Source organism: Caballeronia sp. SBC1 (genome assembly GCF_011493005.1).
GTDB lineage: Bacteria > Pseudomonadota > Gammaproteobacteria > Burkholderiales > Burkholderiaceae > Caballeronia.
On record NZ_CP049156.1, the window covers coordinates 2,795,498 to 2,817,827 of the forward strand.

The 22,330-nt window shown below is 60.0% G+C and carries 22 protein-coding genes; 10 read left to right on the top strand and 12 right to left on the bottom strand.

All coding sequences use genetic code 11. The features are described 5' to 3' along the window. Nucleotides 1-2 precede the first annotated feature (2 nt). The 3 genes from SBC1_RS12365 to SBC1_RS12375 all read right to left on the bottom strand — a co-directional run bounded on the left by SBC1_RS12365 (nucleotide 3) and on the right by SBC1_RS12375 (nucleotide 2,590). Complete coding sequence (locus tag SBC1_RS12365) at nucleotides 3-1,553, bottom strand: class I SAM-dependent methyltransferase (protein WP_165987809.1); 1,551 nt, start codon at nucleotides 1,551-1,553, stop codon at nucleotides 3-5. Between the two features lie 208 nt (nucleotides 1,554-1,761). Then, nucleotides 1,762-2,289 carry an acyl-CoA thioesterase gene (locus SBC1_RS12370; protein WP_165093304.1) on the bottom strand — a complete coding sequence of 176 codons (528 nt, stop codon included), beginning with the start codon at nucleotides 2,287-2,289 and terminating at the stop codon, nucleotides 1,762-1,764. 157 nt (nucleotides 2,290-2,446) lie between these two features. Further along, nucleotides 2,447-2,590 carry a hypothetical protein gene (locus SBC1_RS12375; protein ID WP_165092217.1) on the bottom strand — a complete coding sequence of 48 codons (144 nt, stop codon included), beginning with the start codon at nucleotides 2,588-2,590 and terminating at the stop codon, nucleotides 2,447-2,449. Nucleotides 2,591-2,751: 161 nt separating this feature from the next. Between SBC1_RS12375 and SBC1_RS12380 the strand changes: the two genes are divergently transcribed. Beyond that, the gene (locus SBC1_RS12380; protein ID WP_165092218.1) at nucleotides 2,752-3,531 is read left to right on the top strand and encodes a helix-turn-helix transcriptional regulator; all 780 of its coding nucleotides are present in this window, start codon (nucleotides 2,752-2,754) and stop codon (nucleotides 3,529-3,531) included. Nucleotides 3,532-3,881: 350 nt separating this feature from the next. After that, nucleotides 3,882-5,852 carry an alkyl/aryl-sulfatase gene (locus SBC1_RS12385; RefSeq protein ID WP_165987811.1) on the top strand — a complete coding sequence of 657 codons (1,971 nt, stop codon included), beginning with the start codon at nucleotides 3,882-3,884 and terminating at the stop codon, nucleotides 5,850-5,852. Between the two features lie 96 nt (nucleotides 5,853-5,948). Here the strand turns inward: SBC1_RS12385 and SBC1_RS12390 are convergent, their stop codons facing one another. Then, the gene (locus tag SBC1_RS12390; RefSeq protein WP_165092220.1) at nucleotides 5,949-6,782 is read right to left on the bottom strand and encodes a thymidylate synthase; all 834 of its coding nucleotides are present in this window, start codon (nucleotides 6,780-6,782) and stop codon (nucleotides 5,949-5,951) included. A gap of 301 nt (nucleotides 6,783-7,083) precedes the next feature. Beyond that, entirely contained in the window at nucleotides 7,084-8,460 is a 1,377-nt protein-coding gene (locus SBC1_RS12395; protein WP_165092221.1) for a sigma-54 dependent transcriptional regulator, read from the bottom strand. 515 nt (nucleotides 8,461-8,975) lie between these two features. Here SBC1_RS12395 and SBC1_RS12400 point away from each other — a divergent pair. The 3 genes from SBC1_RS12400 to SBC1_RS12410 all read left to right on the top strand — a co-directional run bounded on the left by SBC1_RS12400 (nucleotide 8,976) and on the right by SBC1_RS12410 (nucleotide 11,954). Continuing rightward, nucleotides 8,976-9,506 carry a hypothetical protein gene (locus SBC1_RS12400; protein ID WP_165987812.1) on the top strand — a complete coding sequence of 177 codons (531 nt, stop codon included), beginning with the start codon at nucleotides 8,976-8,978 and terminating at the stop codon, nucleotides 9,504-9,506. A gap of 419 nt (nucleotides 9,507-9,925) precedes the next feature. Further along, nucleotides 9,926-11,377, top strand: coding sequence for a sigma-54 dependent transcriptional regulator (locus SBC1_RS12405; RefSeq protein WP_165988834.1), 1,452 nt, complete (start codon nucleotides 9,926-9,928; stop codon nucleotides 11,375-11,377). Nucleotides 11,378-11,453: 76 nt separating this feature from the next. Beyond that, nucleotides 11,454-11,954: a dihydrofolate reductase gene (locus SBC1_RS12410; protein WP_165987814.1), complete on the top strand. Its 501-nt coding sequence runs from the start codon at nucleotides 11,454-11,456 to the stop codon at nucleotides 11,952-11,954. Between the two features lie 112 nt (nucleotides 11,955-12,066). On the opposite strand, the gene pmbA is transcribed toward SBC1_RS12410, so the two are convergent. After that, nucleotides 12,067-13,437 carry a metalloprotease PmbA gene (gene pmbA / locus SBC1_RS12415; protein ID WP_089163352.1) on the bottom strand — a complete coding sequence of 457 codons (1,371 nt, stop codon included), beginning with the start codon at nucleotides 13,435-13,437 and terminating at the stop codon, nucleotides 12,067-12,069. Between the two features lie 248 nt (nucleotides 13,438-13,685). Between pmbA and yjgA the strand changes: the two genes are divergently transcribed. After that, on the top strand, nucleotides 13,686-14,336 hold the full coding sequence (gene yjgA, locus SBC1_RS12420) for a ribosome biogenesis factor YjgA (RefSeq protein WP_165093309.1): 651 nt from the start codon (nucleotides 13,686-13,688) through the stop codon (nucleotides 14,334-14,336). After that, a complete protein-coding gene (gene mog, locus SBC1_RS12425; RefSeq protein ID WP_089163351.1) occupies nucleotides 14,320-14,940 on the top strand; it encodes a molybdopterin adenylyltransferase in 621 nt (206 codons plus the stop codon). The genes yjgA and mog overlap by 17 nt, the downstream gene beginning before the upstream one ends. A 12-nt stretch (nucleotides 14,941-14,952) precedes the next feature. On the opposite strand, the gene orn is transcribed toward mog, so the two are convergent. Then, on the bottom strand, nucleotides 14,953-15,609 hold the full coding sequence (gene orn, locus SBC1_RS12430; RefSeq protein WP_165987815.1) for an oligoribonuclease: 657 nt from the start codon (nucleotides 15,607-15,609) through the stop codon (nucleotides 14,953-14,955). 138 nt (nucleotides 15,610-15,747) lie between these two features. Between orn and SBC1_RS12435 the strand changes: the two genes are divergently transcribed. The 3 genes from SBC1_RS12435 to SBC1_RS12445 are packed head-to-tail and all read left to right on the top strand — an operon-like array spanning nucleotide 15,748 to nucleotide 18,316. Then, on the top strand, nucleotides 15,748-17,016 hold the full coding sequence (locus SBC1_RS12435) for a M48 family metallopeptidase (RefSeq protein ID WP_165092225.1): 1,269 nt from the start codon (nucleotides 15,748-15,750) through the stop codon (nucleotides 17,014-17,016). After that, a complete protein-coding gene (rsgA, locus tag SBC1_RS12440; protein ID WP_165092226.1) occupies nucleotides 17,013-17,939 on the top strand; it encodes a ribosome small subunit-dependent GTPase A in 927 nt (308 codons plus the stop codon). The genes SBC1_RS12435 and rsgA overlap by 4 nt, the downstream gene beginning before the upstream one ends. A gap of 53 nt (nucleotides 17,940-17,992) precedes the next feature. Continuing rightward, the gene (locus SBC1_RS12445; protein WP_165987817.1) at nucleotides 17,993-18,316 is read left to right on the top strand and encodes a DUF2007 domain-containing protein; all 324 of its coding nucleotides are present in this window, start codon (nucleotides 17,993-17,995) and stop codon (nucleotides 18,314-18,316) included. Between the two features lie 36 nt (nucleotides 18,317-18,352). On the opposite strand, the gene SBC1_RS12450 is transcribed toward SBC1_RS12445, so the two are convergent. The 5 genes from SBC1_RS12450 to rimM form a co-directional block, all read right to left on the bottom strand. Beyond that, nucleotides 18,353-19,291: a CobD/CbiB family protein gene (locus tag SBC1_RS12450; protein WP_165092228.1), complete on the bottom strand. Its 939-nt coding sequence runs from the start codon at nucleotides 19,289-19,291 to the stop codon at nucleotides 18,353-18,355. A 114-nt stretch (nucleotides 19,292-19,405) separates the two neighbouring features. After that, complete coding sequence (locus SBC1_RS12455; RefSeq protein ID WP_370469563.1) at nucleotides 19,406-20,107, bottom strand: CoA pyrophosphatase; 702 nt, start codon at nucleotides 20,105-20,107, stop codon at nucleotides 19,406-19,408. A gap of 165 nt (nucleotides 20,108-20,272) precedes the next feature. After that, nucleotides 20,273-20,659 carry a 50S ribosomal protein L19 gene (gene rplS / locus SBC1_RS12460; RefSeq protein WP_056354506.1) on the bottom strand — a complete coding sequence of 129 codons (387 nt, stop codon included), beginning with the start codon at nucleotides 20,657-20,659 and terminating at the stop codon, nucleotides 20,273-20,275. 141 nt (nucleotides 20,660-20,800) lie between these two features. Continuing rightward, nucleotides 20,801-21,571, bottom strand: coding sequence for a tRNA (guanosine(37)-N1)-methyltransferase TrmD (trmD, locus tag SBC1_RS12465; protein WP_165987821.1), 771 nt, complete (start codon nucleotides 21,569-21,571; stop codon nucleotides 20,801-20,803). Between the two features lie 27 nt (nucleotides 21,572-21,598). Further along, complete coding sequence (rimM, locus tag SBC1_RS12470) at nucleotides 21,599-22,306, bottom strand: ribosome maturation factor RimM (RefSeq protein WP_165092230.1); 708 nt, start codon at nucleotides 22,304-22,306, stop codon at nucleotides 21,599-21,601. Nucleotides 22,307-22,330: the final 24 nt, after the last annotated feature.

The following is a 22,330-nucleotide window of genomic DNA, read 5'->3' on the forward strand; positions in this document are numbered from 1 at the left end:
CCTTATCGTGCCGGTTTTTGCGCACGCCAGAAACCAAGATGTTCCGAATGCGCAATGAGCTTCTTGCCCGAGTCGGCAAGAATATGGCCCAGACGCATCTCAATATCTTCAGGCGACACCTCCGCGCCGGCAATCCGCAGACGCAGACCTGTTGCGACCAACGAGCGTTTGATGCGTGCAATCAGCTCGTCCGTATCCTTGCTGAGTGCCTTGGTTCGGTCGGTCTTCTCGTGGAGCGACGCCAGCAGCAACTGGTCCAACGTGCCGACAGCCGCGCCACCGCCCATGCGCGGAGACGCAAGCGCGTTCCAGACCTCACCCCGTTCGGCCCGCGAGAGCAGCACCGCGTTTAACCGGTCCGCCGTCTCGCACGGCTGCTCGGCGCCGTAGCGGATCGACGTTTCGCCGGTTGCGATCGACAAACGCAGGATCTTGAGAATGTCATCGAGCATCAGACCGGTGAATTCAGGGGAATCGAAAATCTGGGCCAACGTCATTTCCGAGCGGCGCAAAAGAGCGTAAAGCGTGTGATGGAACTCGGGACCGCGCGTCACCGTAGCATGTTCCGATGCGACTACCCGTTCGTATGCGACAGACGCGTTACCCCACACATGGATATGTTCAGCTTGCTCGCGCAGACGGGCATCGTTGAGCGGCATGTTTCCGCGCACAAAAATATCTCTACGGAACAGGCGGTTGCTGCAGTAATCGTGCACTTCCTCGGCGTCGATTGGATCGGCAATGGTATTCACCATCTCTCGCTGCTCATCGGTCAACCACTCGACCGGCAACATGTGCGAGAAGCTGGCGCTGCCCGCGAAAGTCAGTTTCGCCTCAGACATTTCACGCGCGATATCGGCGAAGTAAAACGGCGTCCATGCCTCTTGCAAATACTCGTGGACGAGGTAGCGTGGATCCATGGCATCGAAATCGTGGATACGCAACAGCGAATCAGGATTACGCTGAAAATGCAACGCGTCGATACCCGCTAGCGTCCTGGCAAGCGCCGACGCCTTCGTCCACGTCCCGCCCTCTCGTTTGGCCCCCAACGTCAGCAAGCGTTGAAGCGGCATTACTTGAGCGCAACCGGTCATCGCGTTGTAGCCTGCCTGAACGACCCCCCCTGGTTTCAGATAGCGCCTCAGGAATTGCACGATCTGCGCGCGGGTTTCGTCTGATATCCAGGAAAGGATACCGTGCATCGTGATGTAGTCGAATTGGGGCAGCTCGACCTTTCCCTGAGCAAGTTCGCCGAAGTCGTTTTCCAGCAAGGTGAGATTCGGCAGACGGGCTTCATCTCGTACCGACACGGCCGCCAGCACGTGCAACGGGTTGAAGTCGCAGGCGTAGAAATCGCCGTTGGGATGTGTTGCCGCCAGGATCAACGCGGTCAGGCCTTGGCCGAATCCCAGTTCACAGTACGTAAATTTATCGATGGAGGGCGGTGATACACGCTGCATTACAAGGCAGGCGTTCAAGAAAGTCGGACTTTGTTCGTGGTGGTAACTATTGGTATAGGCGACAGAAGTGTTGTAGCCCGCAGTCCAGTTCACGGTGTTTCCTCATTTCATGGGTTGTAGTTGCGCGCGGGCTCAGTGGGCTTTTACGCGTGCGCGAACTATGCCGATAGCTCAGCAATACATGAATGAGAAACGTCTGATTTGTTTGCTCTATTTTCTGCAAATATCGAAGGGGAGCGGCCGCTTGTGCCAATTATGGGCGCCGCGCTGGCGGTTTTGCGGCCAGCGCCCCTTATCCCTTTTAAACCTTCCCCGCCGCGACTTCTTCCGGCTTCAATTCCACGATGGCGTCCAACGCGTCCTTGACGTCCATCGCATATTTCGCCAGCCGCTTTTGCTCGTCCGTCACGGGCACGAACGAAGGCACCGGCACAGGCTTGCCCTGTTCATCGACGGCGACGAACACCATCAGGCAATCGGTGGTCTGTTGCAGCACGCCGCTCTTCGGATCGCCTGCGTGCACCGAGATATGCAAATGCATGCTCGTGCGCCCCGTTGCCACCACGCGCGCGCGTAATTCGACCAGGTTGCCCACCAGGATCGGCCTGCGAAAACGGATATTGCCCACGCTGACTGTCACGCAATAGCGCCCGGACCAGACCGCGGCGCACGCGTAGGCCGTCTCGTCCATCCACTTCATCAGCGCACCGCCGTGAACCTTCCCGCCGAAATTGACGGACGTCGGTTCGGCGAGAAAACGAAACGTGGTCTCCGACCGATCGGTGATCGGGGCGTCAGTGGATTGAGGGATGGGCGCCGCAGGTTTCATGTCGATGTAAGACAAGCCCGACGGGCCTGCCTGATAAGTGGAGTTACCGAATTATACGAGTCTCAAAAAAGCGCTCGCCGGCCCGCTCCAGCGCTTAGGCACAACTTAGGCACAACTTAGGCACAACTTAGGCACAACTTAGGCACGGCTTAGGCGCTCATTTGCGCACGGAAATGCCCTCGTCGATCACCCCGTACATGGTGATGCCGCTCGACCCGCTTGCTGACGGCGACCCGCCCGAAGGTCCCGCACAACCGGCACACGCCGCCACAAGCAGCGTTGCCATCAAAATTTTTACCATGGAAGTCTCCTGCACGGCCTTCACTCGACGCGAAACATCATTCTAGCGCGGGGCTTACGCGGCGCTCATGATGATGTCCAGCCCTGAATCAATACTTCAGGTTTCGATGAAACATCGCGTGCAAGAAGCGGCTAAAGTAGAGCGTATCCAAGGAGGCTGCGATGACGCTCGATCACGACGATGCACGCCCATTTCCCGGTTTATCACGCATAGGTGCCCTGCTCGCGGACCCCGGCCGCGCCGCCATGCTGTGGTCGCTGATGGACGGCACCGCCCGGCCCGCCGGTGAACTCACCATGATCGCCGGTATCTCGCCATCCGCCGCCAGCGGGCATTTCGCCCGGCTCGTCGAGAGTGGCCTGCTGGCGCTCGAAGTGAGCGGGCGGCATCGGTATTACCGCATTGCAACACCCGATATCGCCATGGCGATTGAAGCGCTGGCTAATCTGGCGCAAGCCAGCGCGCCGCTGCGGGAAGCGGCGCAGGCGCATCGGCCTGCGCCACGGCCGGCGTCTGCCGTACCGCTCGACATGCGCTATGCGCGGACTTGTTACGATCATCTCGCGGGCGAACTGGCTGTGCGGCTGTTCGACCGGATGCTGACATCGAAATGGCTGGAAGTCGCGCAGAGCGCTCAAGGCGGCGCGCAGGCCGGCTCGAAGCAGCCCGGCCCCACCGCGCTCGATGCAACGCCGCAAGGAATCGATGAATTTTCGCGGCTCGGCATTGATCTCACGGCGCAGAAAGCACGGCGCAGGCGGTTCGCCTGCACGTGCATCGACTGGAGCGAACGCCGGCCGCATCTGGGCGGCGCGCTGGGCGCGGCGTTTCTCGACGCCTGCACCGAACACGGCTGGGTTGAAACAACAGCCAAGCGACGGGTCCTGCGAGTCACCCCCGCGGGCGAGCGGCATTTCGCCGCCGTCCTTACTGGCGTCTAGCCGCATAGCACCGGCATAGCACTGCCGAAATCACAGCCACGGCCATTCCGACTGAGCGTTCAGTTGGAATGGCCGTGGCTGTGTGCGGACGAAATATGACACTTACAAAACCGGTTCACATGTAAAGTTTTTGGCTCGCTTTCGTGTTCAAGGCGCGAACTCAACCCGCTTGTCAAATTACAACGGGAATACGCCAAATCATCATTATTAGGAATACAAAATTTATTGAATTCAATGACCTGAATCTGAGAAAAGCGTAGTAACGGAAACCTCGTCGAAGCCCATACCGCGCCTTGCATCGAATCAGGCATGAACAACGCAAAAAACACAGCTTATCAACGGAGATAATAATGATCGCAACGCCGCACCGGCTCACGCTTACCGCGCTCGCGGCTCTCAGTTTGCTTGCCACGCCCTTTGCGCTCGCGCAGCAAGCCGCTTTCGCGCCCGCCAAGGACGCCACGGCCATCACCCGGCAGGATAACCTGGCGGTCTACCAGCAACTCCCCTTCGCCGACAAAACGGATTTCGACGACGCGCAGCGCGGTTTCATCGGCAAGCTCACGACCGGCACGTTCCCAACCGACGACGGCCGCACCAGCTGGGACCTGAACAAATACAACTTCCTGAAGGGCGACGCGCCGGACACCGTCAACCCAAGCCTGTGGCGCATCGCTCAGCTCAACATGTTTACTGGCCTGTTCAAGGTAACGGACCGCGTGTACCAGGTGCGCGGACTCGACCTCGCCAACATGACGATCATTGAAGGCGACACGGGCATCATCCTGATCGACGTGCTGACAACGCGCGAAGCCGCGCGCGCCGCGCTGGATCTTTACTTCCAGCATCGGCCGAAGAAGCCGGTGGTCGCCGTTATCTATACGCACAGCCACGCGGATCACTATGGCGGCGTGAAGGGTGTGATCGACGAAGCAGATGTCAAGAGCGGCAAGGTCAAGGTGCTCGCCCCGGAAGGCTTCCTGCAGGAAGCGGTGGCCGAGAACATTTACGCCGGCAACGCAATGGGGCGCCGCTCGCTGTATCAATACGGCGCAATGCTGCCGGCAAGCGCCCGAGGCCAGATCGATGCGGGACTCGGCAAAACCACGTCCCGCGGCAATCTCGGCTTGATCCAGCCTAACGACACCGTGGAAAAAACCGGCGATACCCGCAATATCGACGGCATTCAGTTCGAGTTCCAGATGGCGCCGGGCACGGAAGCGCCCTCCGAGATGCTGATCTACATGCCGCAGTTCAAGCTGCTCGACACCGCCGAGGACACCACCCACACCATGCATAACCTGTACACGCTGCGCGGCGCGCAAGTACGCGATACGGTGCAATGGTGGAAAACAATCAACGAAGCCATCGTCCGATACGGCGACCGTACGGACGTAGTGATCGCGCAGCATCACTGGCCGACCTGGGGCCGTCAGAAGGTGGTGAACTACATGGCGGACCAGCGCGACATGCTCAAGTATCTCCACGATCAGTCGCTGCGCCTCGCCAACGCCGGCTACACCATGAACGAAATCGGGGAACAGGTTCAGCTACCTGACAGCATTGGCAAGAAGTGGTTTAACCGCGGCTATTACGGATCGGTGAATCACAACGTGAAGGGCATCTACCAGCGCTATCTCGGCTGGTATGACTCGAATCCGGCTAACCTGCACCCGCTGCCGCCGGAAGAAGAGTCTGTACGTTTCGTCGAGTTCATGGGCGGCGCCGACGCGGTAACGGCGAAAGCAAAAGAGTCATTCGACAAGGGTGATTACCGCTGGGTTGCGACCGTGATGAACAAGGTCGTATTCGCCGATCCGTCGAACAAGGCCGCTCGCGAGCTGGAGGCAGATGCGCTCGAGCAGCTCGGTTACCAGACGGAGAACCCGACCTGGCGCAACGAGTACCTGATGGGTGCGTTCGAGTTGCGCAATGGCGTGCCGAAGGGCAAGGGCATCAATACGGCAACACCCGATGCCATTGCCGCCATGAGCCCTGACATGCTGCTTGACTACATGGGTATCCGGCTCAACGGTCCCAAGGCGGACGGCAAGCATACGGTCATCAACTGGAATCTCGGCGACGGCAGGAAGTACGGCATCGAGTTGCGTAATTCGGTGCTGATCTATACCGAAGGTGTCACGCTCGCGAACCCGGATGCCACGCTCACCATGAGCAAGAATGATTTCACCAGGTTGCTGACGGGCGGCGCGCAAGCACCGTTGGACGCGGACAAGATCAGCGGCAACAGCCAGAAGGTCAGCGAGTTGTTAACCCTGCTCGACACCTTCGACCCGATGTTCAACATCGTTACGCCGTGATGGTTTAATGGGCAGGCGTTCCGGCTTCAATTCATTGAAGCCGGAACGCGCGCGAAGGCAGCGCTTATTCCACGCTTATTGCACGCCCATACCGATCTAAATTGCGATCGGCGCCTTGATGCCCGGATGATATTGATACCCTTCGATCACGAAGTCTTCGTATTGGTAATCGAAGATAGACGCGGGTTTTCTCGCCAGTTCGAGCTTCGGCAGCGGATACGGTTCACGGCTCAATTGCAGGTCCACTTGCTCCAGATGGTTCAGGTAGATATGGCAATCGCCGCCGGTCCAGACTAACTCCCCCACCTCCAGATCGCATTGCTGCGCGAGCATGTGGGTGAGCAATGCATAACTCGCGATATTGAACGGCGTGCCCAGGAACACGTCCTGACTGCGGCAATACAACAGGCAGCTCAGCTTGCCTTCGTTCACGTAGAACTGCGCGAGGCAATGGCAAGGAGCCAACGCCATTCTTCCGGCACGGGCGTTATCGACGGGCGACATGGACTCGTCCGGGAAATCCGCCACGTTCAAGGCGGTCAGCATTAACCGCCGTGAGTTAGGCCGCGTCTTGATCTGATGCACAAGCGCGCTCACCTGATCGACCATCGTGCCATCGCTCTTTGGCCAGAAGCGCCATTGATGCCCGTATACCGGTCCGAGATTGCCATTTTCATCGGCCCATTCGTCCCAGATGGTCACACCGTTGTCGTTCAGATACTTGATGTTCGTATCGCCGTTCAGGAACCACAGCAACTCATAGACCACGCTCTTCATGTGGATGCGCTTGGTCGTGACGATGGGAAACCCCTCCGCCAGATCAAAACGCAATTGACGGCCAAACGTGCTGATCGTCCCCGTGCCAGTCCGGTCCATCTTGCGGGCGCCGCGTTCGAGAATGTCTTTGAGCAGTTCTTGGTACTGGATCATGAGGAGGGTCGTTCGTAAAAAGAGGGCGTGTCGCTATTTTGGCAGAACATTTCCGCGCACCTGCGGCGCACTCCCGCGCCAGCTTCCCGAAGCCCTGGAAAACGCGGAAAACGCAGCCGCCGATAAAACCAAACCGCGATTTTACCAAGCGCCGGACGGCGGGGTGCGAAGGCCTCTTATGGCGGATAAATGGGGGGACAAATGCGAGCGATCCGCGGGACTCGAGTGAACCCCGGGCTTGAATGTATCAGGCAGAGACCTTGGCGACCGACGACCGACAGGCGGCCGTCACACGCGGACCTTAGCCGCGCGTAACGTGCTCCGTCGGTGCATCGACTTCAATGTGCCGCATGCCATGCGCGCTCAGAAGGCGGTACAGCGTGACCCGCGAAATGCCGAGTTCCTGTGCGGCGTCGCCAAGACGGCCGCGATGGCGTAGCAAAGCGAGTTCGATAGCCTGCCGTTCCGCAGCCTCCCGTGCCTGCGCCAGCGACACCGGCGCGACTTCAACGTACTCGCCGAGCTCGAGATCGCGCGCACTGATCTGGCGCCCTTCGGACATCACAATGGCGCGACGCACGCGATTGATCAGCTCGCGCACATTACCCGGCCAGCCATAGTTATGGATAGCGGCAATGGCATCGGGCGCGAAACCGCGCAGACGCCGGCTCGCGTCCTTCTTAAAGCGGTCCAGCATGTGCTTCGCGAGCAATTCGATGTCCTTTCCACGTGCCCGCAGCGGCGGTTCATCGATTTGCAGCACACACAGACGGTGATACAGGTCGGCACGGAACCGCCCTTCGATCATGGCCGTCTGCATATCCACGTGGGTGGCCGAAATAATGCGCACATCCACTGGCGTTGAGCCATGTCCGCCAAGCCGTTCAACCTTGCGTTCCTGCAGGAAACGCAACAGGCTGGCCTGGCTTTCGAGCGGCAAGTCGCCGATCTCATCGAGGAACAGCGTGCCGCCGTTAGCCGCTTCCACGCGGCCGATCTTGCGTTGATTCGCGCCGGTAAACGCGCCGCGCTCATAGCCGAACAATTCGGATTGCAACAGGTGCGCGGGAATGGCGCCGCAATTGATAGCGACAAACGGCTGGTCGCGCCGCGCCGAACGTTCGTGAATGGCAACCGCGGTGAGTTCTTTGCCCGTGCCTGATTCGCCCGAGATAAACACGGGTGCATCGGTCATGGCGACCTTGCGGATAGAGCGGAACAACGCGAGCATGGCGTCGCACGAGCCGACCATCTCGCCTTCGGCGCGGCCGTCGCGCGCGTCGTTCGATGCGTTCTCGTGCAGCGCCACCATTCCATAGGCGTGGCCGACTGCATCTACAACGCGATCATTCGATGTGGGTAAGGTGACGTAGTCGAAGCAGTAGTCCCGAATCAGCCGGCGCACGGCCGCATCTTCGAGTTGGCCTGTCACCGTGGCCGCGACCCAGCCGACGTTGGTCAGCGTCAGCGACGCTTCGAGCGCCGCGAGTTCGTGTGCTTCAAAGCTGCTTGAGAGATCCAGCAAGCCACCAGTTGCCAGATCACTGCGAAGCCACCGACGGGCGTCCTTCGCGTTCGATACCACTTCTATGTGCCAGCCCCTCTCCTCGAACCGAGCACACAACGGCGGGCTCGGGTCACGAGTCACGTAGATTAGTTGCCGCCGAGCGACTTCCATTGTTCTGATCCTTTCGTCAACGGTCGTTGAAAAGGTCGCGCCGGTAACTGCCCTCAACCACGCTGCAGACGTCGAAGACTCGCATGCCCCAAGCGAACGGTCATTCGGAAAACTGCAAACGGTGAAACCCCGGAAGCGACGAGTGCTGTCGCGCGGTTCTATACGAACCTGTTTTGTTTCAGATGCTGTTTTTGAGAGACTACTATAAAGCGAATACTTCGAAAACAAATATCCGCAACAATGTCCGCGAACCCGTCCTGAAGCAGGGCCAGTGTGCGTTTCAGCAACGAGACCGCCTTTTAATAAGCAGTTTGCAAATAGTTTAAATAAGACAATAGCAATTACGCAATTTTTGATAAAAATGGCCGTTAACCGTCTATCGTTTCAGTCATGAAACGTTTTCGCCTTTTTTCTGATTCAGTTTTTCAGTTAGCTTGCCGCTGGTCCAATAACGGCAACGGAATGCGTGCCATGGCATATGTTTCGCTCAATGACAATGAATCAGGGAGATTGTCATGGAAAGCACCGGATGCGTTGCCAAGCGAGAAAATACTGCGACAGCACATAAGATAGCTGCCATTAGCGCCGTGTGCTTTGTACTGAGCAGCTCAGCCGACAACGTTTGCGCGCAAAATATCGCAAACAACGATGCCGTGATTCAGCCCACGTCCCCGCATGGAGTGTCCGGATATGAAACATTCTTGATGCGGCCAAATCCGCCAGCCATTATTACGGAAAGAAAAAATGGAAGCGGCGACGCTGGCGAAGCAGCATCGAACGAGCGCATTATTGTTAATCCTGTAACGGAACGGGAACAACCCGCATCGATTCAACCCATTGCGTCGGCGCCGCTCGCGATGCGGGACGCGGCCTCGGTTGAAAAAGTCACAGCGACGAGGCAAGAGTCCCCAGTCGCCGGGCACACGACCAGCGTCACGCTGTGGGATGAGATCGCGCCGCCGGTGCCTGCTCCCGTTCCCGCAGATGCAGCCACGCGCTCCACACCGGGGGACGTCGCGAGCGCGGCCACCCAGAGGGCGCAGTAGCCGGGAATGTGCAGACTATTGCAACAGTAAAGTCGTGTGAAGATCGACCGCCAGATACTCGATGCAACCGGGCAACATCGCGGTGAATAGGATTTAACCGGATTTGAACGACACGTCGGACAGTAGGACACTGATCGTATTTCTCAGCGAGTAGCGGGAGTAGCTGGAAGAAGCGAGGCCGCGTTGATTGCGCGGCACACCAGCACGCCGCGCAATCACGCGAGGAACGCGCCCGCAGGTTGTGCGCAGCGTCCCGCTCGACGACAACATGGATCGACAGCGCATTGCACCGCCGTGTCTGCCAGGACACCGATTGCGCCCGTTGCAAAGCCCGTTGCAAAAGGAGATCGCTCGTGCTCGAATCTGCCCCCGTCTCCGTACCCGTGTCGGGTAAAAACGCACTGGCTTCAATACCGCCAATGGGCGCCCTCCCCGCCGACGCCTCGATCACACCCGATCTCTCCGGTTTGGCGGTTCTCGCGAGCCTTCCGATCATCCCGACGCCCCATGCGGCGTCCGCTGTCCGTAACCTGCTGTACGTCGCGCAGGCGCCGAACGAGACGCTGGTCACGTACTTGAAGAGCCTTGGCTGGAAGGTATCGGCGGGGGCGCTCGCCACCCAGGCCAGCGTGCTGAAAACCGATACGCCGGTAGCCGGTATTGTCGATATGACCAGCTTTTCGGCGCGCGAGCTGGCCGCGCTCGAACCTGCGCTGCGTCATCAGCGAGCCGGCTGGATCGCCCTCACTGACGACAACCGCCTGGCAGACCCGGTCGTCTGCCACTTGATTCGGCACTACTGCTTCGACTTCGTGAAAGGCCCGGTCGCACCGGCGACCATCGGTTACCTCGTCGATCACGCGTACGGCATGGTGAGCCTCGGCGACATTGACCTGGCCGATACCCCGACCGTGTTCGGCGACGAGCAGATGGTCGGCACCTGCGAGGCCATGCAGCAGCTCTTTCGCACCATCCGCAAAGTCGCGAACACCGACGCCAACGTGTTCATCACCGGCGAATCAGGGACCGGTAAGGAATTGACGGCCGTGGCCATCCACGAGCGCTCGCCGCGCCGCAAGGGGCCATTCGTCGCGATCAATTGCGGCGCGATCGGCAATCATCTGATCCAGTCCGAACTGTTTGGCTACGAGCGCGGCGCGTTCACGGGCGCGAACCAGCGCAAGATCGGCCGGGTGGAAGAGGCCGACGGCGGCACGCTGTTCCTCGATGAAATCGGCGACCTGCCGCTCGACAGCCAGGTGCATTTGCTGCGTTTCCTGCAGGAACGCAAGATCGACCGGCTGGGCGGACACGACCCCGTCGCCGTCGACGTGCGGATCATTTCCGCGACTCACATCGACCTGGATGCCGCCATGGCCGATGGCCGGTTTCGTACCGATCTGTTTCATCGGCTGTGCGTGCTGCGCGTGGACGAACCGCCGCTGCGGGCACGCGGCAAGGACATCGAGATTCTCGCGCTGCACGTGTTGCACAAGTTCAGGAGCGACGGCAGACGCAAGATCGTCGGCTTTGCGCCGTCGGCGATAGAAGCGATGTACAGCTACGCCTGGACCGGCAACGTGCGCGAGATGATCAACCGCGTGCGGCGCGCGATCGTGATGGCGGAGAACAAGCTGATCACCGCCGACGACCTCGGGCTCGGTCACTGCACCGGCATTGAATCGACCACGCTGGCCGCTGCCCGTGATGCCGCCGAGAAACGCGCGATCGAACTGACGTTGCTGCGGCATCGGCACAAGCTCAGCGAGGCGGCGGCGGAACTGGGGATTTCGCGAGTGACGTTGTACAGGCTGATGGTCGCGCATGGGTTGCGCGGCGCGGCGATGACGAACGGCGCCGACGCGGGTTGAGGAAGCTTGCGGCGGCGGGCGTCGGGTAGAATCTGCGGCTTGATTTATCTCAAAGCCGGATACGGATCTCTACATCATGACGACGCTGACCCTGATCGTCGCCCGCGCGCGCAACGGCGTGATCGGGCGCAACAACCAATTGCCCTGGCGCTTGCCTGAAGACTTGGCGTTCTTCAAACGCACGACGATGGGCGCGCCTATCGTGATGGGGCGCAAGACGCACGAGTCCATTGGACGGGTGTTGCCGGGACGGCGGAATATAGTCGTGTCGCGCGACGCTGAGCGCCGCTTCGCGGGCTGCGATACGGTAATCCGGCTTGCCGATGCGCTGGAACTTGGCGCTCGCGACGACGCTGGCGAAGTATTCCTGATCGGTGGCGCCGAGTTGTTTCGCGAAGGCTGGCCGCTCGCGCACAAGCTGATCCTGACCGAGATCGACGCCGATTTCCCCGGCGACATTTCCATTGACGCACCCGATGAAGCCGTCTGGAAAGAGATCTCGCGGGAGACGCATCACGCGGCAGCGCCGAATGATTTCGACTATTCGTTCGTGGTTTACGAGCGCCGCACGGTTTAACTTCAGATTTCGAGCGCTTGATCGGCTAGCGGGTTAGCCCACCGCGCGCTTCCATTGAAAAAGCCCGGAACGGCGCCAACCGTTCCGGGCTTTCTCGCTTCTGCAGACGCTCTTACTGCCCCGCGATCGTCATCTTTTCGATCAGCACGGAGCCAATTTCCTTGTTGCCACGCACGACCGTATCGGCACCAATGGCCTCGATGTGCCGGAACATCTCCTGCAATGTGCTGGCGACCGTGATCTCTTCAACCGGGTACTGGATCTTGCCGTTCTCCACCCAGAAACCGGATGCGCCGCGCGAATAGTCGCCCGTAACGTAGTTTACGCCCTGCCCCATCAGTTCCGTCAGCAGCAGGCCCGTGCCCAGCTTCTTGAGCATTTCCTCGAAGTCATCGCCGGGTTTGGTGAGCGAGCTGCGCAGCGACAGATTATGCGAACCGCCTGCATTGCCCGTCGTTTTCATGCCGAGCTTGCGGGCCGAATACGTCGACAGGAAATAGCCTTGCACCACGCCATCTTCCACGACGTTGCGGCGCTGCGTGCGCACGCCTTCCTCGTCGAAAGGCGCACTGCCCATGCCGCCCTTCACATGCGGGTCTTCCAGCACCTGGATATGCGGCGCAAACACGGGTTTGCCGAGGCTGTCGACGAGGAACGTGGTCTTTCTATATAGCGCGCCGCCGCTCACTGCCTGCACGAAGGCACCCAGGATGCCGGCTGCCAGCGGCGCTTCGAACATTACGCGGCATTTGCGGGTATCGAGCCCGCGTGCACCCATGCGGGCGAGCGCGCGATGCGCGGCGTAGCGGCCGATTGCTTCCGGTTCGGCGAGATCGGCGGCATTGCGTTTCGATGTGTACCAGTCGTCGCGCTGCATGTCGCGCCCGGACCCCGCAATAGGCGCACACGCCACGTAGTGACGCGAAAACGGATAACCGCCCATGAAGCCGCGCGATGTAGCCAGCACGAACTGCGAGTGCTGCGCCGACACGCTTGCGCCTTCGGAGTTCTGGATGCGTTTATCGACGGCGAAGGCGGCGTCTTCTGCTCGACGGGCAAGATCGGCGGCTTCTTCAGCGTCGATATCCCACGGGTGGTAGAGATCGAGATCTTGCGGCGCCTTTTCCAGCAATTCTTCTTCGGCGAGTCCTGCGGCGCTGTCTTCGGCTGTGAAACGCGCGATGTTGTAGGCGGCGGCGACCGTGTCTTTCAGCGCTGCGCGCGTGAAGTCCGAGGTGCTGGCATTCCCGCGTTTATTCCCGATAAACACCGTCACGCCGACCATTTTGTCGCGATTGTGCTCGATGGTTTCGACTTCGCCGCGGCGCACGCTGACGGAGAGGCCGTCGCCTTCGGAGATCTCGGTGGCGGAGTCGGTAGCGCCGAGCTCCTTTGCATGCCGCAGGATGTCGGACGCGATTTCCTTCAGCTCGTCCTGGGTGTGCGGGAAAAAGCGTTGCCTGACGTCCATGTCTGCTGCCATTTTATGTCTGCCTGTGGGTGCTCGATGTGTCGAGCGTGTTCGCGTTGTTGGTCGTGGTGACGCGGCGGGTTAGCGTCCGCTGTGAGCTTGAACGCGGCAGTGTGACCGGTTTTCGACCATCGCACGATGATAGCAAGTCCGGCGCGGGTTTGGTTTCGATGGGGATGCTCGTTCGCACCAGTGGACGCCGGCCGCTAATGCCAAAACACCCTCGAAACTACCGCCTCCTCCCAAGTTACAATACCGGGATGAACCGTAAAACCCGCACGCAACCGATAAACCCGGCCGAGGCCTCCGAACAGGACGGCAGCGAGCACGGCTACGACCGCCCCAGCAAATCCCAGCTCAAGCGCGACATGCTCGCGCTGCAAGTGCTGGGCGTAACGCTGATCGAGCTGCCGAAAGACGCGCTCAAACGCATGCCCATGCCGGAAAAGCTCGACGACGCCGTCCGCGCCGCCCGCCGCATTACCGACCACGAAGGCAAACGCCGTCAAGTGCAATACGTCGGGCGCGTCATGCGCTCACTGACCGACGAGGAAACGGCAGCGCTGCGCACTGCGCTGGATTCGTATCGCGGCGTGAACCGGGCGGAAACGGCCAAGCTGCACTGGATCGAACGCACCCGCGAAAAGCTCCTCGCCGACGACGCCGCCCTCACCGATTTCATTCGCCAACACCCCGGCGTCGACCCGCAAGAGGGCCGCACGCTGATCCGCAACGCCCGCAAGGAACGCGAACAGGCTAAACCGCCGCGCTACTTCCGCGAGCTGTTCCAATGGATCAAGACGGCAGCGGGCGTGGAGGACGAAGAAGACGAGAGCTTGATCGAAGGCGAAGCAGACGACGAAGGCGTCGAATTCCCGGAACGAGACGACGACGATGGCTACAAAGCGTAATCATCCAGACGAATTGGTGATTGGCCTGGTGTCGATCAGTGATCGGGCTTCGCAGGGCGTCTACGAGGACAAGGGCATTCCATCGCTGCAAGAGTGGCTCGCGAGCGCGCTGAGTTCGCCCTGGCGCGCGGAAACCCGGCTGATCCAGGACGACGCGGCGACCATCTCGGCCACGCTGATCGAACTCGTCGATGAAACCGGCTGTGACCTGATTCTGACCACCGGCGGCACAGGCCCGTCGCGCCGCGACGTGACGCCGGAAGCCACGCTCGCAGTAGCCACGAAGCCAATGCCCGGTTTCGGCGAACAAATGCGCCAGATCAGCCTGAATTTCGTCCCGACAGCCATTTTGTCGCGACAAGTGGCCGTGATTCGCGAAACGGCGGATCACGCAGCGCTGATCGTGAATTTGCCCGGACAGCCGAAATCGATTCGCGAAACGCTGGAAGGACTGCGCGACACCGACGGCAAACCCAAAGTACCCGGCATTTTTGCCGCCGTGCCCTATTGCATCGATCTGATCGGCGGTCCGTACATTGAAACGCGGCCCGAAGTAGTGGCCGCGTTCAGGCCGAAAAACGCGATCCGGCCGCCGAAATCCTGACCGGCTACGCGCTTAACCCGGCGTGGTCGGGGTGGTCGGCGCGGCACTATCCGCGCTACTCGCACTACCCGCTGCCGACGGAATCAGGAAATGCTCGCGGTAATACTTCAGTTCGTCGATGGATTCGTGAATATCGGCGAGCGCCGTGTGCATCGCGCGCTTCTGAAAACCCTTGTAAATGGCCGGCTGCCAGCGGCGGCACAATTCCTTGAGCGTGCTGACGTCAAGATTGCGATAGTGGAAAAACGTTTCCAGTTCCGGCATCCACCGGGCCATGAAACGCCGGTCCTGACAGATGGAATTGCCGCACATGGGCGACTTGCCCGGCGGGACATACTGGCCAAGGAATTCGCGGATTTGCCGCGCGGCTTCGGCTTCATCAACCGTTGACGCCCGCACGCGCTCCGTCAACCCCGACCGGCCGTGCGTGTTGCGGTTCCACTCGTCCATCTTGTCCAGCGCCGTTTCGTCCTGGTGGATCGCCAGAACCGGTCCTTCCACGAGTTTGTCGAGCGTCGAATTCGTCACCACCACCGCAATCTCGATAATGCGGTCAGTATCGGGTTCGAGACCCGTCATCTCCATGTCGAGCCATACGAGGTTCATGTCGCTGCGAACGAGGTCGGAGGAGCTGGCGGAAGCAGCGGGATCGAGCGAGGAATCGGCCATATGAGGGCAACCTGAGAGGGGTTAGACGCCTTGCCAGGCGCGGTTTCGGAATACAAACACAGACCGCGCGCGGCGACGGCCAAGAACCTATAATTCTCGCATAATTCAATCGCGCTTATTTCAATCGGGTTTCCGCTGATGTCCAATTTCAATCTCGCCTTCTCGGTCGTGTTCGTCGTGGCACTGGTCGGCATGGTCGGCACCAAGCTGTGGCTGGCATCGCGCCAGATCCGGCACGTCGCCGCGCATCGCAAGGATGTGCCGCCGCAGTTCCTGCAGACCATTCCGCTCGCCGCCCACCAGCGCGCCGCCGATTACACGGTCGAGCGCACGCGCCTGACCATGATCGAGGTCGTGGTGAGCGCTGCGCTCCTGATCGCGTTGACGCTGCTGGGCGGCGTCCAGCAAATCGAGCTGGCAGTCTCCGACTGGCTCGGCCGTGGTTATGTGGGGCAAATGGCGCTGGTCGCCATCGTGGTGGCGATCACCGGTGTGGTGGACCTGCCGTTCGACTACATCCGGCACTTTGTGATCGAAGAGAAATTCGGCTTCAACCGGATGACGAAAAAGCTCTTTTTCCTGGATCTGGTGAAAGGCATCGTGCTCGGCGCGGCAATCGGCTTGCCGGTGTTGTTCGTGACGTTGTGGCTGATGAACCAGGCCGGCGCGTTGTGGTGGCTGTGGGCGTGGGTGCTGCTGGTCGCGTTCCAGATGCTCGTGTTAATCCTGTACCCCACGTTTATCGCGCCGCTGTTCAACAAGTTCGAGCCGCTGAAAGATGAAGCGTTGCGGGCGCGCATCGAGAACCTGATGTCGCGTACGGGGTTCGCTGCAAAGGGTTTGTTCGTGATGGACGGCAGCCGCCGTTCAGCGCACGGCAACGCGTATTTCACGGGTTTTGGAGCCGCGAAGCGAATCGTTTTCTTCGATACCCTGCTCGCCCGGCTCTCCGGTAACGAGATCGAAGCGGTGCTCGCACACGAGCTCGGCCACTTCAAGCGGCGCCACGTCATCAAGCGCCTGATTGTCACGTTCGTGCTCAGCCTCGTGATGCTTGCGCTACTCGGCTGGCTCGCGCAATGCGTGTGGTTCTACGAAGGGCTGGGCGTGCGGCCATCGCTGCTGGGTAACAACAACGGCCTCGCGCTCGTGCTGTTCATGCTGGCATTGCCCGTCTTCATGTTCTTCGTGACGCCGTTGGGCAGCTTGAGCTCGCGCAAGCATGAATTCGAAGCCGACGCTTTCGCCGCAAGCCAGACCGACCCGCGCGACCTCGTCAACGCGCTGGTCAAGCTGTACGAGGACAACGCGTCCACGCTCACGCCAGACCCGCTCTACTCCGCGTTTTACGCATCGCATCCGCCTGCATCGCAGCGCATTGAGCGCTTGATGCGGTACGCCGCATGAGGCCGCGTACCGCGAAGAAAGCGACAAACGCGCGCATTGAAGGAAAGGTCATCGCCGCGCACGGCCGGCATTATCTGGTCGCCCCCGCCGATGGCAGCGCAATGCTCCAATGCTTCCCGCGTGGCAAGCGCAGCGAGATAGCAGTCGGCGACCGGGTGAGTTACGAGCAGTCATCGGCGGACCAAGGGGTGATAGTCGAGATTGGCGAGCGGCGCAACCTGCTTTATCGATCCGACCAGTTCAAGTCGAAGCTCTTCGCCGCCAACCTCGACCAATTGATGATCGTGCTCGGCACGGAGCCGCATTTCAGCGAGGACTTGCTCGGGCGCGCGCTGATTGCCGCCGAGGCACACGGGCTCGAACCATTGATCGTGCTGAACAAGATCGATATGGAAGGGCCGCTCGCGGTCGCTCGCAAGCGGCTGGCGTTGTACCGGGAGCTTGGGTACACGGTGGTGGAGTTATCGGCGAAAGCGGCGCCTGAGCACGTCCATGAAGAACTCGATGCGCGTCTGGCAAACCGTGCCACCTTGCTGCTTGGGCAATCGGGCATGGGTAAATCGACGCTGGTGAACATCCTCGTGCCAAACGCCGAGGTCGCGACGCGGGAGATATCGAAGGCATTGAACAGCGGTCGGCACACGACCACGTTCACGCGGCTGTATCCGTTGCCGGGAGGAGGATCGCTGATCGATTCTCCGGGGTTCCAGGAGTTTGGACTGCATCACTTGTCCGAGGGACAACTCGAGCGTTCGTTCGCGGACTTCCGGCCGTTCCTTGGCAAGTGCCGCTTCTACAACTGCCGGCATCTGCATGAACCGGGCTGCGCGATTCTCGAAGCCATGGCGGAAGGCAAGATCAGGCCGGCGCGACATCAGTTGTATGCGCAACTGGTGCATGAAGCCAGCCAGATTGTTCGATGATTTTATTGACCTGATCAGCATGTGCAACATCATCTAAAGCAGATTGCGACGGGATGAAGAAACTGACGCGGGCTCCGAATCTGATTACAGCGCATCACTGGGTGAATGTGCTGGTGACAGCGGGGATAGGGTGCGAGTTGCACAACCGTTATTTGAGCGGCGCGATGGGCGAGATTCCGGCGGAACAATGCGCGCCCGAGATATGGATACTGGATGACCGCGACGAAGTATTGGCGGCGGGGATCCTGGACCGCGCAAGAAACCCGACCACCAACGCCCGGGGATGGCGCTGCCAGCAATGCGGTGAACCACTGGAAGCGCAATTCACCGTGTGCTGGCAATGTGGGACCGAGAGAGACCCGCTGAACGACGAGTAAGGCTTCAGGACACGCTGAAGTCAGGCAGCCGTTCCGTCAGGCCAGCCACACCGCGATGCTGAGCATGAGCAACAACAGCATCCAGAGAATCACAGCACGCCAGACGAGGCCAACGGCAGACTGCAAAGTCCGCGGCGTGCAGTCGTCGCCAACGGGCAGCGGGCTGGCATCGCCAACCGCCAACGCCTCTACGCTTAGCGGCTCCGCTAACGGACCCGCCAGACGCGCTCCAAGCGCCCCGCTTCCGGCTGCGAGCAGAACCCCTTCGTTGGCATCGGGCCATTGCCGGGCATGATTGCGCCAGGCATAAATAGCGTCCTCGAAATTCCCGACAATGGCGAAGCCCAGCGAGGTCAGCCGCGCCGGCACCCAGTCGATGAAAAAGAACGCCCGCTGCGCGAACGTGGAAAACGCCGGCGTGCGTTCGTCAGTCGGCTGGACCCATGACCTCGCCAGATACTCCGCGATGCGATAAAACACCGCGCCCGCTGGTCCGATCGGAATCAAGAACCAGAAGAACACACCAAACACGTGCCGATGCGACGCCACGACCGCATGAACCAACGTATGCCGGACAATCTCGCTGACGGGCATATCAAGCGTGTCAATGCCAGTCCACTCGTTGAGAACCTCACGAGCGCGGGGTACATCGTCGTTGTTCAGGGCGAGATGGATGTCGGTGAAATAGTGGCTGAACTGGCGGAAGCCCAACGTGAAATACACGATCACGACATTCCACAGGAACGCCAGCGCGAAGTTGATGCGATAGAGCACGTAGTAGACAAGCCCGACGGCTAATGTCCATGGCACCACGACCACTAGCCAGGCGAGCACGCCGTGCCGCTGCTTGCCAGCATCGAAACCATGAGCCGCGGATTCCGCATGGTACTGAAGCAACGCCGAAATGGGGTTCTGCGGCGAGAGCGCGCGCAACTGCTCAATGATGAGAGCCAGCAATACAGAGAAAAAAGTCATGCGATGCGCCGAGACCTTCGAGTTTTACGAATTTCTTGTAAAGATAGCACAGCACTGTCCGCGCCAGAGGGACACATCGGCCCCATGGCTAGCCGAGTTTCGACACGTCGGCCGTCAAGCTGCGAGGAAACGATAGAAATTGCGTAACATACCCGCCGTTGCACCCCAAATGAAATACGGAGCCACATTCTCGGCGGGTGAAAAAGGCATCGCAAAAAAACGACGCTCGCCTCCTTCCCAACGAAACACGCGGACCTGGTGATTGGCCGGGTTCATGAGGAATGCGAGCGGGACTTCGAAGATATCGGCGACTTCGAGGGTATCGGCGTGGAGTTCGAACGGGGGATGCACTAACGCCACGACCGGCGTGACGCGAAAACCCGTGCCCGTCAGATAGTCCGGCAACTCACCCAGCACTTCCACATGCTTCGCATCCAGGCCCACTTCCTCTTGTGCTTCGCGAAGCGCGGTCGCAGCGGCGTCGATATCTTCCGGTTCGCGACGTCCGCCCGGAAAGCTGATCTGCCCCGCGTGATTCGAAAGATGATCGGCACGTTGCGTGAGCAACAGGCTCAGGCCGGTCTCCCGCAAGATCAGCGCGATCAGCACCGATGCCACCCGTGGATCGCCGCCCAGCGCCTTGATCCTGTCGTCGCGCGCATCCGGCGCCCAGTCGAGCGTCTGCTTGAAGCGTGCGCGCAGCCCCGCCGGCGTCAACACTTCGCCGCGCACAGGCGGCAGATCTGCGCCGGTCGATTCGATCGGCAAGATCTCAGGATCGAGGATTCGGGGAGTCGACAGCTTGGTCGGAGACACGAGGGGCTTTAAGTTCTTGGAGGTCTGGTTCTGATTCTGATTCTGAAAAATCGTTGCGGGCGGGACGCAAAAAAACTCGCGTGAAGCGCAAGACACAATTTGACCACACCAATGAAAAAAGCACCCGTGAAGGTGCTTTTCCCAGTGCAGCTTCGGTGCAGTTTATTACGCCTTGGCAGCAGCACGGTCTTTCGACACGAGCTTTTCTTTGATCCGAGCCGACTTGCCCGAACGCTCGCGCAGGTAGTACAGCTTCGCACGACGCACGTCACCACGACGCTTCACGACAATGCTCGCCAGCAGCGGCGAGTAGGTCTGGAACGTACGCTCGACGCCTTCGCCCGACGAAATCTTGCGGACGATGAAATTCGAGTTCAAACCACGGTTGCGCTTCGAGATCACAACGCCTTCGTAAGCCTGAACACGCTTGCGCGTACCTTCGACTACGTTGACGCTAACGATCACCGTATCGCCGGGGGCGAATTCGGGAATCGACTTCTCGCCGAGTGCGCGCGCGATTTCTTCTTTCTCAAGCTGTTCAATCAGATTCATTACTGACTCCTGGAGCCATCTTGCCGGAGTTGTTTGCCATATTAGTGGCCCCGGTAGAGGATGGATTCACATCTGGCGCCCGCTTGAATTCACAAGCCTGGCACCGCCCTTTCGTCTCGCCTTGTATTTGCCTTCCAAAGCCTACTGCGCTTTCGATCGTTCCTTGGCGAGACTTGCGAGCCATGCCTCATCGACACGGCTCAACATTTTAGCCCTGCGCGCCTTTTCTATCAGATCAGGCCGCTTTTCCTGCGTATTCTTGAGCGCCTCACGCCGGCGCCACGCCTCGATTTCCTTGTGATGGCCGCCAAGCAGCACATCCGGAACCCGCACACCGCCGTATTCTTCCGGGCGCGTGTAGTGCGGGCAATCGAGCAGCACGTCGACGAAACTGTCCTGCACAGCCGACTGCGAGTCGTTCAGCACACCGGGCAACTGGCGCACCACGGCGTCCATGAGCGCCATGGCCGGCAATTCGCCGCCCGACAACACGAAGTCGCCGAGACTCACTTCTTCGTCCACCACACGATCGATCAAGCGCTGGTCGATGGCTTCGTAACGGCCGCACAGCAACACGAGCCCCGGTTCCTGAGCGAATTGCATGACCCGCCCATGATCCAGCGTTTTCCCTTGCGGCGACATCATCACCACACGCGACCCGCTGATGCCCTGCTCCGCCTGCGCCGCTTTCGCGGCTGAAATCGCATCTTCCAGCGGCCGCGCCAGCATGACCATGCCGGGGCCACCGCCGTACGGGCGATCATCAATAGTTCGATAATTGTCCGTGGTGAAATCGCGAGGATTCCACGTGCGCAGACCAAACCGTTCCTGCTTGACTGCCCGGCTGGTAATACCCCAATCGCTCAGCGCGCGAAACATCTCGGGAAAGAGCGTCACGACGTCAAACTGCATCGCTCTCTCCTTGCAGTAATCGATGGATCAATAGTCAACGTCCCAGTCGACGACAATCCTGCGCGCCGCCTGATCCACTGTTTTGACGAATACGCCAACGAACGGAATCAACCGTTCGCCAGTCGCGGGCGAACCGTCCTTGCCCGTAGTCGGAAATTCCACGCGCATGATGGAATGCGCGCCGTTGTCGATCATGCCCGCGACCTGGCCTAAAGCCACGTCCGCGTCATTCACGACGTCGAGGCCGATCAGATCGACCCAGTAGAATTCGTCATCGCCAGTCAGCTTCGGAAAGTCGCTGCGCAACACATGAATACTGTGACCACGCAACGCATACGCCGTGTCGCGGTCGTCGCAGCCTGCAAAGTGCGCGACGACTGTGTCGCTATGCACTTTGGACTGTAAACACCGAACCGCCTTGCGTTCATTTCCCTTGACCAGCCACCAGCGCTTTGCCGCAAGCATTGCGTCGCCGCCATGACCCGCGTGCGCGTGCGGCGCAATCTTGACCCAGCCCTTCAGTCCGTAAGCGTCGACGATCGCACCCACTTCAATGGCGTCATCGGGCAAACTTTCTACGGGCTCGATCGAGCCTGCGCTATCTGAAGCGTCGACAGCCACGCGACGCGCTGCCGGCTTGCGGACAAACGCGCCAAACGTGGCTTCGTTTGGCTCAGGTTTTTCGCCACGCGTGGCTGTCAAACCTGAGTCTGAAGCAGAATCACGCGTTGACATGAGCCAATCTCCCGCGAACCTCGG

What these genes read in the sequence shown, in the direction of transcription:
- SBC1_RS12450 (WP_165092228.1), bottom strand. Translation starts at nt 19,291, where the DNA reads ATGACTTTTTTCTCTGTATTGCTGGCTCTCATCATTGAGCAGTTGCGC.
- SBC1_RS12435 (WP_165092225.1), top strand. Translation starts at nt 15,748, where the DNA reads ATGTCCAATTTCAATCTCGCCTTCTCGGTCGTGTTCGTCGTGGCACTG.
- SBC1_RS12410 (WP_165987814.1), top strand. Translation starts at nt 11,454, where the DNA reads ATGACGACGCTGACCCTGATCGTCGCCCGCGCGCGCAACGGCGTGATC.
- pmbA (WP_089163352.1), bottom strand. Translation starts at nt 13,437, where the DNA reads ATGGCAGCAGACATGGACGTCAGGCAACGCTTTTTCCCGCACACCCAG.
- rimM (WP_165092230.1), bottom strand. Translation starts at nt 22,306, where the DNA reads ATGTCAACGCGTGATTCTGCTTCAGACTCAGGTTTGACAGCCACGCGT.
- SBC1_RS12395 (WP_165092221.1), bottom strand. Translation starts at nt 8,460, where the DNA reads ATGGAAGTCGCTCGGCGGCAACTAATCTACGTGACTCGTGACCCGAGC.
- SBC1_RS12380 (WP_165092218.1), top strand. Translation starts at nt 2,752, where the DNA reads ATGACGCTCGATCACGACGATGCACGCCCATTTCCCGGTTTATCACGC.
- trmD (WP_165987821.1), bottom strand. Translation starts at nt 21,571, where the DNA reads ATGCAGTTTGACGTCGTGACGCTCTTTCCCGAGATGTTTCGCGCGCTG.
- rplS (WP_056354506.1), bottom strand. Translation starts at nt 20,659, where the DNA reads ATGAATCTGATTGAACAGCTTGAGAAAGAAGAAATCGCGCGCGCACTC.
- orn (WP_165987815.1), bottom strand. Translation starts at nt 15,609, where the DNA reads ATGGCCGATTCCTCGCTCGATCCCGCTGCTTCCGCCAGCTCCTCCGAC.
- yjgA (WP_165093309.1), top strand. Translation starts at nt 13,686, where the DNA reads ATGAACCGTAAAACCCGCACGCAACCGATAAACCCGGCCGAGGCCTCC.
- SBC1_RS12375 (WP_165092217.1), bottom strand. Translation starts at nt 2,590, where the DNA reads ATGGTAAAAATTTTGATGGCAACGCTGCTTGTGGCGGCGTGTGCCGGT.
- SBC1_RS12390 (WP_165092220.1), bottom strand. Translation starts at nt 6,782, where the DNA reads ATGATCCAGTACCAAGAACTGCTCAAAGACATTCTCGAACGCGGCGCC.
- SBC1_RS12400 (WP_165987812.1), top strand. Translation starts at nt 8,976, where the DNA reads ATGGAAAGCACCGGATGCGTTGCCAAGCGAGAAAATACTGCGACAGCA.
- rsgA (WP_165092226.1), top strand. Translation starts at nt 17,013, where the DNA reads ATGAGGCCGCGTACCGCGAAGAAAGCGACAAACGCGCGCATTGAAGGA.
- SBC1_RS12445 (WP_165987817.1), top strand. Translation starts at nt 17,993, where the DNA reads ATGAAGAAACTGACGCGGGCTCCGAATCTGATTACAGCGCATCACTGG.
- SBC1_RS12385 (WP_165987811.1), top strand. Translation starts at nt 3,882, where the DNA reads ATGATCGCAACGCCGCACCGGCTCACGCTTACCGCGCTCGCGGCTCTC.
- SBC1_RS12405 (WP_165988834.1), top strand. Translation starts at nt 9,926, where the DNA reads ATGGGCGCCCTCCCCGCCGACGCCTCGATCACACCCGATCTCTCCGGT.
- SBC1_RS12370 (WP_165093304.1), bottom strand. Translation starts at nt 2,289, where the DNA reads ATGAAACCTGCGGCGCCCATCCCTCAATCCACTGACGCCCCGATCACC.
- mog (WP_089163351.1), top strand. Translation starts at nt 14,320, where the DNA reads ATGGCTACAAAGCGTAATCATCCAGACGAATTGGTGATTGGCCTGGTG.